Source organism: Pantoea sp., from assembly GCF_028283705.1.
GTDB lineage: Bacteria > Pseudomonadota > Gammaproteobacteria > Enterobacterales > Enterobacteriaceae > Pantoea.
This window is the reverse complement of the sequence record NZ_JAPWKD010000015.1, coordinates 278,336-293,338: the sequence shown is the minus strand read 5'-3', so window position 1 is coordinate 293,338 and position 15,003 is coordinate 278,336. Positions and strand designations below refer to the sequence as shown.

Genomic DNA, 15,003 nt, shown 5'->3' with positions numbered 1-15,003 from the left:
CCTTATGGCCGACGCGGATAGTGGATCAGGCTGTGAAAGCGCAATGGCGTGCTCTGTGGATTGCGGTAGCTATGTGGTTTATCACCGGCAAACTGGCTGGCTTCACCCGGCTGTAAACGGCGCCAGGTCCCCTCAACCCCCAGCAGCAACTCGCCTTCGATCACGACCACCTGTTCAATCACCCCCTCTTCATGCGGCGAAGAATCACTTTGCGCCCCCGGCGCTAACGTCACCTCCAGCAGATCAAAACACAGCTGCGCATCGTAGGGCAGCAAGGATTTGGCGTGCATCTGTGCATTGCTCTGGCTAAAGGTTGCCGCCATTCCCGGAGGCTGTTCGCTGCGCTGGATAAAGAAGGAAAAAGGGACGTTAAAGCCGGTGGCAATTTTCCACAACGTCGCCACGGTAGGACTGGATTCACCGCGTTCGATTTGGCCAAGCATCGCTTTGCTGACGCCAGTGCGTGCAGCCGCCAGCGTTAAACTCCAGCCATTGGCCTGCCGCAACTGTTTTAGCGCCAGGCTCAGGTGTTGATGCAGATTTTCCATGGGATCTCCTGACAAGCTCGCGCGCAGTGTAGCACTTGTGCGCTATAACGTCCCATGCAACAATGTGCGCTATAACGCACAAAGGACCGCCCTGCATGATAAGCGCCACCACCCGCAGCTCGTTTTCGCTGCCCATACTGATTTCAGGCCTGGTTGCCGTACTGATTGGCTACAGCAGCTCGGCTGCCATTATTTTCCAGGCAGCACAGGCCGCGGGGGCAACACCGGCGCAGATTGGTGGCTGGCTGTCGATGCTGGGAATTGGCATGGGCGTCGCTTCGCTCGGTCTGTCCTTATGGACACGCATGCCGGTGCTGGCGGCCTGGTCAACACCGGGAGCGGCGCTACTGGCAACCAGCCTGCACGGCCTGACGTTGCATGAAGTGGTGGGCGTCTTTGTCTTCACTAACGTGCTGATTGTCCTGTGCGGTGTCACTGGCCTGTTTGCCCGTCTGATGAAATATATTCCGCAATCACTGGCCGCCGCCATGCTGGCGGGGATCCTGTTGCGCTTCGGCCTGAATACATTTACCGGCTTACAGGGCAATTTTGCGCTGTGCGGCAGCATGTGCCTGGTATGGCTGTTCAGCCGCCTTTGGCTGCCGCGTTACGCGGTCATCCTGGCGTTGTTCGCCGGTGTGCTGGTGGCGCTGGGTCAACACACCATCGCCATCCCGTCCCAGGCATTGAGCATCAGCGTGCCACAATGGATTACGCCGCACTTTACTCTCGCGGCGCTGATCGGTGTCGGCATACCCTATTTCCTTGTGACGATGGCGTCGCAAAATGCGCCGGGTATCGCCACGCTTCAGGCGCATGGTTATCAGCCGCCGGTGTCTGCACTCACCGGCTGGACCGGCGCGATTGCGCTGGTGCTGTCACCGTTTGGTGGCTTTTCGGTGTGTATTGCTGCCATCACCGCCGCCATTTGTATGGGTGAAGAGGTCGATGCCGATCCGTCCCGTCGCTGGATGGCGTCGGCACTGGCCGGATTCTTCTATATTCTGACCGGTTTTACCGGCGCGCTGATCGCTATGCTGCTGAGTGCGCTGCCACAGGTGTTGATCGCCACGCTGGCGGGTCTGGCGCTGCTGGGCACCTTGTCCGGTAGCCTGCATCGCGCGCTGGCAGAACCACAACATCGCGATAGCGCAGTGATCGCGTTTCTGATCACCGCCAGCGGCGTATCGATACTCGGCATCGGTTCCGCCTTTTGGGGCCTGGTCGGCGGTATGCTGACCTGGCTGGTGCTGTCGCCGCGCTCCCGCGCTTAAATTTTCCACAATTTATCGCCCAGCCGGGGAAAACCGCCCTGTTTTCCCCCTTATTTCCGCCGTTTGATTCGCCCGCATTTGGCTTAAGATCACCACCATCGCTAATCACACACGATTTTCTGCCTCAGACATTCACCGATAAGGGCCAACGAGTGGCAAAAACTTTTCTGCGTAGCGGCAATCTCGACGCGGTACTGGCACTGGGTGAGAACGGCCAGCCGGTCTGGGCCTCAGCCCTGCAAATTCGCGAAACCCTGCGGTTGCGCCGCCAAACCACGCTGGCGAACTGCCTCGCCATTCCACAACCCAATGAACGCGGCGATCGCCTCGACTGGTACGCGCCGTTCAGCGGCAAAGTACGTTCGTGGCTGGCGGCCAGCGACCATGAACGTCGCCAGGCACTGGAACAACTCACCCTTAATCAGCAGGATCTCCAGGCGCTGAGCCAGCGCGCACGCGACACTGAGAATCCTGCCATGCGCCTGTTTGGCGCGTTGCTGAGTAAAACTCTGCAATTCCCCGATCAGCAATATGTCTATCTGGTGGATGGCAAACCCGTGATTACATTCTGGGGCTTTGTCGATCCACAGGCGCGCACGCGTGATGACGCGCTGGCCTGTCTGCGTGACAGCCTCGATGAGCAACTGCCGCCACTGTTGCCGGAACCGCCGCCGGTGCTGGATACGCCGTTGCGGGTGGCAGAACCTGAACCCGAAGCCATCGCCACCGAAGAACTGTTGCCGGAGATTGTCGCGCCAGAACCGGAGCAGGCAGAAATCATCCCGCCACCGCCTGCGGCACGCTCATGGCGTCCGTGGTTACTGCTGCTGCCGGTGGCCGTTGCTGCCACCGCCGGTGTGGCATTCTGGCTACACAGTTCGCCGGAAGCGGTACCGCCTGCGGTCGTCCAGGCTCCGGCTCCCGTGGTCAGCAAAGCTATTGCTCCGCCTGCGGTACTGGTCCAGGCAGAAAAACTCGCCACCACCCTGCCACAGGCCAGCGCCACGGTCGTCGCCCCTGAACCTGTGCCAGTCGCAGCGGTGCCGCCGCCGGCCCCGGTGGCTGTCGCTCCGGTTCCTACCGCACCGGCACAAGCCGACGATTTGGTGATCACCGCAGAAGATGTGCGCGTCGGTTCGGTGCGTTTCCTTGATGGCCGCTGGCGTGTCACCTTGCGCCAGACCAATCTGCCCACCGGCAAGCCACCGAGCCTGCGTTATCAGATCAGAAACGGCAAAGGCACCGCACTGATTACCCAGGGCGATGGTATTCGCTGTAAGGCCGACGTCACCGCTGCCATGACCAGTGCGGGCACCATGGTAGTTCGCAGCCGATACACCGCCAGCTGTAGCGACAAATCGCGCTACCGCATGCCGGAACTGGTATGTAAACAGGGCGATGGTATTGCCAGCTGTGACGCGCAATATGGCGCGGATCAGGTTTTCCCGTTGACGATCAAGCGTGAGAGTAAATAACCATGTTGGCACCCCTCATCGATGACAAACAAAAAATCACGCTGATTGAAGATAGCGGTGTGCAGTTTCTCGATTTTGGCCTGCGTCTGCCTGCGTTGCAGGCGCGCCGCCAGTTTGTGCGTCAGACAGCCAATGGCCCGCTGCTGCGCCTGAACGTTGACGGCAACAGCGGCAAGTTTTTGCTGTATCCGGAAGATGGCAGCGCACCGGAAGTGGTACGTCCCGAATCCGATATTGCGCTGTCCGATTCACTAACGCTGCTCGCCAATCAATGGCTGCCATTACCGGTGCTGCGTTGCACCAGTGGCCGTCGTTTTATTGGTGGCCCGGAAAACTGGGCACGTCTGCACCTGGCTCAGCTGTCACAGCCGGATGTCGCAGGCAATACCCATCGCATCACCCTCGCCTTTGACACCCGACTGGTAGCAGAAAGCGAGGGTGGCGAGCAACTGGGTCTGAGCCAGGCCGATGCGCAGAACGGCGTCAGTTTTGCCCTCGCCTGGCACAACTATGAACTGGGTGAATTCCTCGATCACACCTGGGTTGATGGCTGGCTGCGCGAAACCTTTAGCCAGCAGGTCAGCGCGCTGGAATCACGCCGCGAGCAGGAACTGAATCAGGCGCTGCGCGAATTCGAATATCAGGCACATTACCTCAACCTGCTGGAATTGCTGGGTGAACAGCTCGATTTGGCGGAAATCACCATTCAGGCGGCATCACCCCAAACCCCGGCGGTGAATGTCGATATCATTCTTGATGTCGGCAACTCCCACACCTGTGGCATCCTGGTGGAAGACCACCCGGAAGAGAGCAACGGCCTGCGTCAGACCTATGAGTTACAACTGCGTGACCTGTCTCAACCCCATCAGGTGTACAACGAACTGTTCGACAGCCGTCTGGAGTTCGCCCAGCCCCGCTTTGGCAAAGCCAATTTCTCGCTGGAAAGCGGGCGTGAAAACGCCTTTATGTGGCCGTCACTGACGCGTGTTGGCCGCGAAGCCAGTCGCCTCGCGCTGTTGCGTGCCGGTACGGAGGGCAGCACCGGTCTCTCCAGCCCACGCCGTTATCTGTGGGATGAAGCGCGCTATCAGCCAGGCTGGCGTTTCAACGCCAACGGCAGCGGCGACGAGCCACAGGCTACCGCGCTGCCCTTTACCCTGCTGCTGAATGATGAAGGCCAGCCACTGCATGCGCTGGCGGCGGATGACCGTCTGCCGGTATTTTCCGCCAGCTACAGCCGCAGCTCGCTGATGACCTTTATGCTGTGCGAATTACTGGCACAGGCGATGATGCAGATGAACAGCGTGGCACAACGGCAGCGCATGCCGCAAAGCCAGACGCCGCGTCAGCTGCGCCATGTCATCCTCACCCTGCCTTCCGCGATGCCGAAACCGGAGCGTGAAATTTTCCGTCGCCGCATGCAGGAAGCCATCGCACTGGTGTGGAAAGCAGAAGGCTGGCACCCGGCGGAAGAAGCCTTTACCGCCGAGACGCAGGCCCAAAGCCTGCGCCCGGTGCCAGATGTGCAAATGGAGTGGGATGAAGCCACCTGCGGTCAGATGGTGTGGCTGTTCAACGAAACCCAGGTCAACTTTGCCGGTCGCGCCGAAGATTTCTTTACCAGCATGGCCCGCCCCGATCGCCCGCGTGAAGCCGATGAGCTGCCGGGCAAAAGCCTGCGCATCGCCTCGATTGATATTGGCGGCGGCACTACCGATCTCGCCATCACGCAATATCGTCTTGATGACGGCCAGGGTAACAACGTCAAAATCACCCCACGCCTGCTGTTCCGCGAAGGTTTCAAGGTGGCCGGAGACGACATCCTGCTGGATGTGATCCAGCTGTGGATCCTGCCCGCGTTGCAGCAGAGTTTGCAGAAAGCTGGTCTGCTGCTGCCCGAACCGCTGATGAATAAATTGTTCGGCCACGACAGCCGCATGGATGGACAGGCCACGCTGCGTCAGCAGGTCACCCTGCAACTGTTTATTCCGCTGGCGCAGGCGGTGCTGGAGCGTTATGAAAACTGGAACCCGCTCGACAGCCACAGCGAGATCAACGCGCTGTTTGGCGAGCTGGTGCCGCAAAAACCGGGCAGCGCTGTACTGGCGTTCGTCAACGGTGAAATTCAGCGTACCCTCGGCGGTGATAGCCGCTTTGACCTGCTGGAAGTGCCGCTGGTGGTCAGTCTCGCCCAGCTGCATGGCGAATTCCTGCAACATCGGATGGCGATCATCCCGGCGCTGCGTGCCATGTGTGAAGTGGTATCGCTGTATCAATGTGACGTACTGCTGCTGACCGGCCGCCCGTCGCGTTTCCCCGGCATCCAGGCGCTGGTACGCCACCTGCAACCGCTGCCGGGCAGCCGTATTTTGTCGCTGGAAGGCTATCACACCAGCGACTGGTATCCGTTCAACAAACAAGGCCGTATTGATAACCCGAAATCGACCGCTGCAGTCGGGGCCATGCTGTGCCTGCTGGCGCTGGATCTGCGCCTCAGCAGTTTCTGGTTCCGCGCCGGGGATTTCGAACCTTACTCCACCATCCGCTACCTTGGCGTGCTGGATGAAACCCAGGCGCTGAGCGATGACAACCTGTGCTACAGCGAGATCGATCTCGATAACGGTGCCTTCGCGCTGGATCGTAAGAGCAGCTTCCGTATTCGCGGTAACGTCTGCCTCGGCTTCCGCCAGTTGGAAAACGACCGCTGGCCCGCTTCGCCGCTTTACAGCCTGAGCATCACCGACCCGGCGTTAGCGCGCAAAGTGGCGGGTGAAAGCGTGTTGCGGATTAAGCTGGCTGTGCAACCCGGCCCGGATAATGCCGGTCCGGAACGTCTGGTGCTGAGCGAGGCGCGTCTTGATGATGGCAGCCGTATTCCGCTGGAACAACTGAGCCTGAAACTGAACACGCTTTCCGCCACGGGCAATGCGAATGCGCAATACTGGATTGATAGCGGGAGCGTCTGCAAAAAATGAGAACCGCCAAAAAACAGCCGCCAGCCACGCTGGCAAAACGCCTGGGCCTGCTACAGGAAACCCTCGATGGTGCCCTTAACTGGGTGGAACAGCAGCAACCGCACTCCACTCGTCTGACGATGGAAGGCGATACTCTGAGCCTGCAACTGCGTCGCGCCAGGGTGGAAAGCCATGCGCTGGCGCGTCAGCTGGCGCGGCCGGTGACGCTGGCGTTATTTGGTCAGTCGCAGGCGGGTAAAGCCTGGCTGCTGAGTGAAATGGTCGGCGACGCGCAGGGGCAACTGATGGCGCGTCTTGGCGACAAAACCCTGAACTATTTTCAGCATATCAATCCCGGCAATCTCGATTTTGCCAGCGCCACTCGTTTCAGCCACCAGCGGGAAACCTCATCCAGCGCCTGGCCGCTGGAGATAACCTTGCTCAGCGAGTCAGAACTGATCCGCCTGATGCTGGCTTGTGCCACCACCGAAGCGCAGCCGGATACCGCCACTATCGATAGCGCTTTGCAGCGTCTGCAACGCCATCGTCTCAGTGAACCAGAGCCGGGACTGGAGAGTGATGCGCTGGTCACGCTGTGGGCGTGGAGCCGTCGCTATCATCGTCATGCCGAGGTGCTGGATCGCCACTTCTGGCCGCAGGCGGTCGCCCTCGCCCCGTGGCTGAACGTGGACGACCGCGTGCAACTGTTCGCGTTGCTGTGGCCGGGACAAACGGCACTGAGCGAAAGCCTGCGCAGCCTGATGCACCTGCGTCATCAGCTGCGCCACGCGCCGCGCGTGCTGGCCCCGCTCAGCCTGCTGGTGGATGATGCATCACTGCCCGCTGAGAAACTGATTGCCAGCGATGCCGACCTGCTGGAGATGATCGAGGTGTGCCCGATCGTCGCCAATCGCGTCGGCAAAGCGCAGCAGGTGCCACTTGGCTTACTGGCCCTGCTGACGCTGGAAATCACCATCCCGCTCAGCTCGACGCCACGTCAGGCGTTGTATGATGAAGCCGATATGCTGGAGCTACCGGCACCCGGCACGCCAACGGACCGTGCGCAGCTTGACGATCGCCAGCGCCTGCAAACGCGTGATGCACTGCGCGCCAGGTTGCTGGAACAAAAGCGCGCGCTGCTGCCGGGTTTTTACGCTGCACGGCAGGATATCGACCTGTTATTGATTTGTACCGCTGCCAGCCAGCGCCAGGATGCCGATCTCGCCAGCCAGGCATTGCGCGAATGGCATCTGCACCAACCGATCCCTGCCAGCGGTGAGAAACCGCGCCTGATCTGGGCCATCACCCCCTACGATGCCCGCCATCAACAAATCAATGTGGATGAAGCAGTGCAACGCCAGATTGGTCAACCCGGCCAGAGCTGGGGTTCGATGCTGGCGCTGGATCGTGCTGGTGTTGATCGCATGGGCAGCTGGTTGCAGGATGAAATGCAGCCGGACGCACGTCGTGACCGCCTGGCGTTGCAACTCAGTGCGCTGCAACAAAAACTGGTGGATCGCCTGCAACCCTGGACGGAAGCCAGTGCCACGCCAGAACAGGCAGCACGCAAACAAACCATCGCCGATACGCTGCTGAAATGTCTGCAACATCGTACCGGTCTGCATGGTGAATTGCTGGAGCGTCTGCAACCGTCACGTGACGCGGTGCGTCAGCTGTGGCTCAGCCAGAACAGCGACGGCACACAGCAAAAGACGCAGGCCACCCCTGCCGGACAAAGCTATTTCGGTATCGGATTTGAGTTCGATCTGTTTAAAGACGAGCCGGTCACCGCCAGTGAACCACGTCATCACAGCAGCCCGAACGATAAGCAATTTCCGCAGCAGGTCTTTGCGTTGTGGCTGGATCACCTGCGCCAGTTGCCGGAAAGTCGTAGCCTGCTCGCACTGCTTAACGTCGATAAACCTACGCTGGAGTTGCTGGTGGAGGAGTTGATCACCGCCAGCTTCCGTCATCAGATGCTGAGTAAGCTACAGACGGCACTGAATGAGCCGGATGCACAGGCCAGCGCACATGAGGCGCGTACCGATCGTCAGGTTTCGCGTGCCATGACGGTGTTAGGGGATTTTGTCGCCTGGCTGGGCTTTTTACAGCGCCCGGAAGCGGAGCGTCCGGCAAGCCGGGTCAATCGCGGCCAGACTATTTTTGCCCGGCCGCCCGCGCCCAGCGTCAGTTTCTCGTCAGGTCAGCGCCTGACGCGACTCTCTGCCGCACCGGCTAACCACACCGCCTATTACATTTATGACTGGTTGGTAGGGCTGAACAGCGTGATTGTCGAGAATAATGGCTACACCGGCGGTGGCGACTTACCGGCCAGCGCCCGCCAGACGCTGGCTATTATGTTGTTGCCACTGCACGCTTAATCGCGCACCAGGCGCAGCTCACCTGCCAGCTGCGCCTCAGCCTCTTCCAACACCGCCAGCACCGGCGCAAATTCCATACTGGATGCATCGAAATGGCGTAAATGCAGCGTCGCGGGCAGCGCCATGCCGCCCGTCAGCCAATCCCATAACGCGTCGAGATTATTACCGAAGGCAAACGGGCAATGAGTCTGGTGCGCCAGCGCGTGATAGAACGCCTGACGATCGGGCAGTTGGTGGAAATCAAAGGTCAACGTCAGCATTGTCAGGGTACCGGCTTAAAGCTGCGATAGTGATCGGTGGTGAGAAAGATCAGGCCATCTGAAGAGTAAAGCAGGCGATCGGCATCACGGTGGCCGCAATCGTAATTCACATCGGCTTCATACCATTGTCGTCCGGCTTGCTGCGGCAGCCGCTGCTCACGGTTACCAAAACGGTCACCGCCAATCGCCCGGCCTGGCAGCACATCGCACAGATTTCCTTTGGCCGGATTCCAGCCCTGACGGCGGGCTTCACTTTTGGTGATGTAGAGATCAGGCAATTTATGATGCTGCTGTAGCCAGCGCGCCACGGTTTCGGCATCGGTCTGCTGCGCGATATCGGTTTTTGGTGCTGCGGAGAAATGCGGTTTTAGCCCGGCCCAACTGGCGACCAGCGCAATAATCAATCCAATCCAGAGTTTCTTTGACATAGTGCCTTCCTGAAGTTCAGGAGGCCGATGATAGCAGGCTTTTCAGGCGGGAAAAACGCGGGCCAGCAACGCTGGCCCTGGCGGAGTTTATTGCATTACGCTTGGCTGGTGCCCTGCATGACGACGCCATGCGCCGGGTGCCACACCATACTGGCGTTTAAAGCTGCGGTTGAATGACTGTTGTGAGTCAAAACCCAGCGAAATCGCCACATTGAGGATCGGTTCGTTAGTGGTGGTCAGTCGGTCCGCCGATCTTTTCAGTTTCTCAGCCCGGATGTATTCCCCCAGCGGATAGCCGGTGTGTTCTTTGAACATACGTTGCAGGTGCCATTTTGAGTAACCGGCGCGACCCGCTACGGTGTCCAGATCCAGACGTGCTTCAATGTTGTTATCAATCCAGTCGATCAGATCGTGAATAAATGCGTCGCTCATCATTCCATTCTCTCCCGTCGCCGTGGCGATCAGTATCAGTATCTATTGCAGTTACACTTTAAGGGTACTGACTATGCCACTTAATGCAAGTTTTATTATTGCATTAAATGCCGCACTTCTCGTAGGGGTATTCCCTGCATGATCCGTTGCGATCAAAACCGCACATAAAGTGTATCAGATATTCTTGCAGATGCAGTTTACACAAGCCTACACTCATCACGTTTTAATGCAACCGTCAAAGTTGCAAAATTTTTTGTACAAGACCTTTCAATTTTTTGACTAACGCGGAATAACTACAATGCATCTGCAGACATATGGGGTTCGTCTGGGCGTAAGCCTGTCAGGAGTGGTGCTGCTGGGAAGCCTGCTGGCCGGTTGTGATCGGGGGGTGGCAAAAAGTGCCCCACCGCCACCGCCCGAAGTGAGTGTGGCGCAGGTGGTACAGCAGAAAGTCAGCCAGTGGGACAATTTTAATGGCCGTATCGAAGCGGTGCAGAGCGTACAGCTGCGCCCGCGCGTATCCGGCTACATCGACCAGGTTAACTATCGCGAAGGCGATGAAGTGAAGAAAGGCCAGGTGCTGTTCACTATCGATGATCGCACCTACCGCGCGGCACTGGAGCAGGCGCAGGCTGAACTGGCGCAGGCACGTAGTCAGGCGGCGCTGGCACGCAGTGAATCGGCACGTACCGATAAGCTGATTGGCACGCTGGCGGTATCGCGTGAAGAGGCGGAACAGCGCCGTTCCGCCGCCAGCCAGGCACAGGCTTCCGTGCTGTCCGCGCAGGCGGCGGTGGATATGGCTCAGCTCAATCTCGACTTCACCCGTGTTACCGCACCGATTGATGGCCGAGCCAGCCGCGCGATGATCACCATCGGCAACCTGGTGACCGCCGGAGACAGCGCCAGCGTGCTGACCACGCTGGTCTCACAGGACCATGTCTACGTCTATTTCGACGTGGATGAAGGCACCTTCCTGCGTTACCAGGCCATGGCACGTAAGGGAGAAAATCGTGGCGCTCTGCCGGTGGAAATTGGCTTGACCGGTGAACAGGGCTATCCCCATGTCGGTAAAGTCGATTTCCTTGATAACCAGCTGACAGCCAGCACTGGCACCATCCGCATGCGTGCCACGCTGGATAATCAGCAACGTCAGTTCACTCCCGGCTTGTTTGCCCGCGTGCGCCTGCCCGGCAGCGCTGATTTCAACGCCCTGTTGATCGACGATAAAGCCGTGCTGACTGACCAGGATCGTAAATACGTTTACGTGGTGGATGCCAGCGGCAAAGCGCAGCGCCGTGATATCCAGCAGGGTGACCTGGCTGATGGCCTGCGTATCGTGCAGAGCGGCCTGAAACCTGGCGACAAGGTGATTGTGAACGGTTTACAGAAAGTCTTTATGCCCGGCATGCCGGTCACCGCGCAACCGGTAGCGATGCGCACCGCCCAATAACTATCGAGACTGCCTGTTATGGATTTCTCCCGCTTTTTTATCGACCGGCCAATTTTTGCGGCTGTGCTGTCGATTTTGATATTTGTCACCGGGCTGATCGCCATTCCGCTGCTGCCGATCAGTGAATACCCCGATGTGGTGCCGCCCAGCGTGCAGGTACGCGCAGAATATCCCGGCGCCAACCCCAAAGTGATTGCTGATTCGGTGGCAACGCCGCTGGAAGAAGCGATCAACGGGGTGGAAAACATGATGTATATGAAATCAGTGGCCGGTTCTGATGGCGTGCTGGTCACCACCGTGACCTTCCGTCCGGGTACCGATCCCGATCAGGCCCAGGTACAGGTGCAAAACCGTGTGGCACAGGCTGAAGCGCGTTTGCCGGATGCGGTACGCCAGCTCGGTCTCACCACGCAGAAGCAGTCACCTACTCTGACGCTGGTGGTGCATCTATTCTCACCCCACGGTAAGTATGACTCGCTCTATCTGCGTAACTACGCCACGCTGAAAGTGAAAGATGAGCTGGCACGCCTGCCGGGTGTCGGCCAGATTCAAATCTTCGGCGCGGGTGAGTACGCGATGCGTGTCTGGCTCGATCCGAATAAAGTGGCCGCGCGTGGCCTGACCGCATCGGATGTGGTCAGCGCGATGCAGGAGCAAAACGTGCAGGTGTCTGCCGGTCAACTCGGTGCGGAACCGCTGAAGAAAGAGAGCGACTTCCTGCTGTCGATCAACACCCAGGGACGGCTGGAAAGCGAGCAGCAATTCGGCGATATCATCCTGAAAACCGCCGATGACGGTTCCCTGGTGCGTCTGCGCGACGTAGCGCGTATTGAGATGGGGTCCGGCAGCTATGCCCTGCGTTCGCAGCTCAATAACAAAGATGCGGTAGGTATCGGTATCTTCCAGGCACCGGGTGCCAACGCCATCGATCTTTCCAATGCGGTGCGCGCCAAAATGGCTGAACTGGCCACGCGCTTCCCGGACGATGTGCAATGGGCTGCGCCTTACGATCCAACGGTGTTCGTACGCGACTCGATCAAAGCGGTGGTGCATACGCTATTGGAAGCAGTGGTCCTGGTGGTGCTGGTGGTGATTCTGTTCCTGCAAACCTGGCGCGCCTCGATCATCCCGCTGCTGGCAGTGCCAATCTCGGTGGTCGGGACCTTTAGCGTGCTGTATCTGCTGGGCTTTTCACTCAATACCCTCAGCCTGTTTGGTCTGGTACTCGCCATCGGAATCGTGGTGGATGACGCCATCGTGGTGGTGGAGAACGTCGAACGTAATATCGAACAAGGACTCTCGCCGACAGCGGCGGCACATCAGGCAATGCGTGAGGTATCCGGCCCGATTATCGCTATTGCGCTGGTGCTGTGCGCGGTGTTTGTGCCCATGGCCTTCCTCTCCGGTGTGACCGGCCAGTTCTATAAACAGTTTGCGGTCACCATCGCTATCTCAACGGTGATTTCGGCCATTAACTCGCTGACGCTGTCTCCGGCGCTGGCGGCAAAATTGCTGAAGGATCACCATGCGCCGAAAGACATGGCGACGCGGTTGATCGATCGTTTATTTGGCTGGTTGTTCCGTCCGTTTAACCGTTTTTTCCAGAGCAGTGCCGATGGCTATCAATCGCTGGTGGGCAAAACATTGCGTCGTCGCGGAGCGGTATTTGGTGTTTACGTGCTGTTACTGGCAGGCGCAGGCTGGATGTTCCACAGCGTACCCGGCGGCTTTATCCCGACGCAGGACAAGTTGTACCTGATTGGTGGCGTGAAGATGCCGGAAGGATCCTCGCTGGCGCGTACCGATGAAGTGATTCGCAAGATGAGCGAAATCGGCATGAACACCGAGGGTGTCGCTTACGCAGTGGCCTTCCCCGGCCTTAACGCTTTGCAGTTCACCAATACGCCGAATACCGGCACGGTGTTCTTTGGACTGAAGCCGTTTGACCAGCGTAAGCGCACTGCGGCGCAGATTAACGCGGAACTGAACGCTAAAATCAGCAAAATTCAGTCAGGCTTCGGCTTCTCCATTATGCCGCCGCCGATCCTCGGTCTGGGTCAGGGGTCCGGTTATTCGCTTTATGTGCAGGACCGTGCCGGTCTTGGTTATGGCCAGCTGCAAACGGCGATCAATACCCTGTCAGGAGCGGTGATGCAGACGCCAGGCATGATGTTCCCGATTTCCTCCTATCAGGCTAACGTGCCGCAGTTGGATGTGCAGGTGGATCGTGATAAAGCCAAAGCACAGGGTGTGTCGCTGACCGATTTGTTCAGTACGTTGCAGGTTTACCTGGGTTCCGCGTATGTGAATGATTTCAACAAGTTTGGTCGTACCTGGCGCGTGATGGCGCAGGCTGACGGGGATTTCCGCGACAGCGTGCAGGATATTGCCAATCTGCGCACCCGCAACGATCGCGGCGAGATGGTGCCGATTGGCAGCATGGTGAATATCACCACTACCTATGGCCCGGATCCGGTGATCCGGTATAACGGTTATCCGGCGGCAGACCTGATTGGTGACGCCGACCCGCGCGTGCTTTCTTCTTCGCAGGCGATGGCCAAAGTGGAAAGCATCGCGAATCAGCTATTGCCGAATGGAATGAATATCGAATGGACTGACCTGAGCTACCAGCAATCCACTCAGGGTAACGCAGCTTTTATCGTCTTCCCGGTGTCGGTGTTGCTGGCATTCCTGGTGTTGGCGGCGCTGTACGAAAGCTGGACGCTGCCGCTCGCGGTGATCCTGATTGTTCCGGTGACCATGCTGTCGGCACTGGTCGGCGTGTGGCTCACTGGCGGTGATAACAACGTGTTCGTGCAGGTCGGTCTGGTGGTATTGATGGGGCTGGCGTGTAAAAACGCGATTCTTATTGTCGAGTTTGCCCGTGAACTTGAGATGCAGGGCAAAGGGATTGTCGAAGCCGCGCTGGAAGCCTGTCGTCTGCGTCTGCGTCCCATCGTGATGACCTCCATCGCCTTTATCGCCGGGACTATCCCGCTGATTCTCGGTGAAGGTGCCGGTGCCGAAGTGCGTGGTGTCACCGGTATTACGGTGTTCTCGGGGATGCTGGGTGTGACGCTGTTTGGTTTGTTCCTGACCCCGGTGTTTTATGTGGCGCTGCGTAAGCTGGTGACACGTAAACAACCGGAAGGTGAAATGCAGACGGTGTGATTGCTCTGACTTTCCAGAACAGTGCAAAATCCGGGCTCCAGGCCCGGATTTTTTTGCGTGTGAAGAAATGTGCAGGGAGCGCATTGATGCGCTCCGGGAAAATCAGCGGGATTTCTTACAGAGGTCTTCGATTTCGAAGTCTGGCAGGGGTTCGCAGTTGCTGGTATCGCGTTGTTTCAGTTCCGCAAGAGCATCCGCCACGGTGCGTTTTTCCAGCACGTTAAGGGACGCCTGTTCAGCCTCATCGGCTATCGATTTGAAATACCAGCACAGGTTGGCACTCACCAGGCAACGCGGCGCAACATCCGGGCGCGAGGCCCACAGTTTTTTGTCTTCAATCACCGAGGTATAAATATCGCGCAGGGTGATGTCGCCAGCCGGACGGCCCAGATGAATGGAGCCGGTACGGCCTAACGTCGAGACGATAATGCCATCGCGTGTGAGCGGAACCATGAGTTTCCTGATGAAACTGGGGTTCGCTTCCAGGCCATAAGCCAGAATGGCACTGGTCGAGCGTTTACCCAATTGCTCCGCCATCGCTACGCTCAAAACCATCTGCAAAGCTGTCGGGAAGCGGTAATCAAGCATTTCTTTAATCCTGAGTTGCGGTCTATCTTGTTGTTTTCA

General features: G+C 58.4%; 11 protein-coding genes. 6 read left to right on the top strand and 5 right to left on the bottom strand.

Annotated elements, in window-relative coordinates; translation table 11 throughout:
• Positions 1–2: 2 nt before the first annotated feature.
• Positions 3–548 carry a helix-turn-helix domain-containing protein gene (locus PW844_RS14095; RefSeq protein WP_299452711.1) on the bottom strand — a complete coding sequence of 182 codons (546 nt, stop codon included), beginning with the start codon at positions 546–548 and terminating at the stop codon, positions 3–5.
• A 95-nt stretch (positions 549–643) separates the two neighbouring features.
• Between PW844_RS14095 and PW844_RS14090 the strand changes: the two genes are divergently transcribed.
• The 4 genes from PW844_RS14090 to PW844_RS14075 all read left to right on the top strand — a co-directional run bounded on the left by PW844_RS14090 (position 644) and on the right by PW844_RS14075 (position 8,632).
• Positions 644–1,822 carry a benzoate/H(+) symporter BenE family transporter gene (locus tag PW844_RS14090; RefSeq protein WP_299452709.1) on the top strand — a complete coding sequence of 393 codons (1,179 nt, stop codon included), beginning with the start codon at positions 644–646 and terminating at the stop codon, positions 1,820–1,822.
• Positions 1,823–1,974: 152 nt separating this feature from the next.
• The gene (locus PW844_RS14085; protein ID WP_299452707.1) at positions 1,975–3,297 is read left to right on the top strand and encodes an SrfA family protein; all 1,323 of its coding nucleotides are present in this window, start codon (positions 1,975–1,977) and stop codon (positions 3,295–3,297) included.
• Positions 3,298–3,299: 2 nt separating this feature from the next.
• Positions 3,300–6,272: a virulence factor SrfB gene (locus PW844_RS14080; RefSeq protein ID WP_299452704.1), complete on the top strand. Its 2,973-nt coding sequence runs from the start codon at positions 3,300–3,302 to the stop codon at positions 6,270–6,272.
• The gene (locus PW844_RS14075; protein ID WP_299452701.1) at positions 6,269–8,632 is read left to right on the top strand and encodes a virulence factor SrfC family protein; all 2,364 of its coding nucleotides are present in this window, start codon (positions 6,269–6,271) and stop codon (positions 8,630–8,632) included. Before PW844_RS14080 ends, PW844_RS14075 begins: the two co-directional genes overlap by 4 nt.
• Here the strand turns inward: PW844_RS14075 and PW844_RS14070 are convergent.
• From PW844_RS14070 to PW844_RS14060, 3 genes are all read right to left on the bottom strand, one after another.
• On the bottom strand, positions 8,629–8,892 hold the full coding sequence (locus tag PW844_RS14070; protein WP_299452698.1) for a barstar family protein: 264 nt from the start codon (positions 8,890–8,892) through the stop codon (positions 8,629–8,631). The genes PW844_RS14075 and PW844_RS14070 overlap by 4 nt on opposite strands.
• Before the next feature lie 2 nt (positions 8,893–8,894).
• Positions 8,895–9,320: a ribonuclease domain-containing protein gene (locus PW844_RS14065; protein ID WP_084874467.1), complete on the bottom strand. Its 426-nt coding sequence runs from the start codon at positions 9,318–9,320 to the stop codon at positions 8,895–8,897.
• Positions 9,321–9,407: 87 nt separating this feature from the next.
• Positions 9,408–9,755 carry a helix-turn-helix domain-containing protein gene (locus PW844_RS14060; protein WP_084874465.1) on the bottom strand — a complete coding sequence of 116 codons (348 nt, stop codon included), beginning with the start codon at positions 9,753–9,755 and terminating at the stop codon, positions 9,408–9,410.
• Positions 9,756–10,050: 295 nt separating this feature from the next.
• On the opposite strand from PW844_RS14060, the gene PW844_RS14055 reads away from it, so the two are divergent.
• A complete protein-coding gene (locus PW844_RS14055; RefSeq protein ID WP_299452691.1) occupies positions 10,051–11,205 on the top strand; it encodes an efflux RND transporter periplasmic adaptor subunit in 1,155 nt (384 codons plus the stop codon).
• Positions 11,206–11,223: 18 nt separating this feature from the next.
• Positions 11,224–14,376, top strand: coding sequence for a multidrug efflux RND transporter permease subunit OqxB (oqxB, locus tag PW844_RS14050; RefSeq protein WP_299452689.1), 3,153 nt, complete (start codon positions 11,224–11,226; stop codon positions 14,374–14,376).
• 102 nt (positions 14,377–14,478) lie between these two features.
• Here oqxB and PW844_RS14045 read toward each other — a convergent pair whose 3' ends face one another.
• Positions 14,479–14,964 (bottom strand): Rrf2 family transcriptional regulator, encoded by a 486-nt coding sequence (locus PW844_RS14045; RefSeq protein ID WP_299452686.1) that lies wholly within the window; start codon positions 14,962–14,964, stop codon positions 14,479–14,481.
• Between the last annotated feature and the right edge of the window lie 39 nt (positions 14,965–15,003).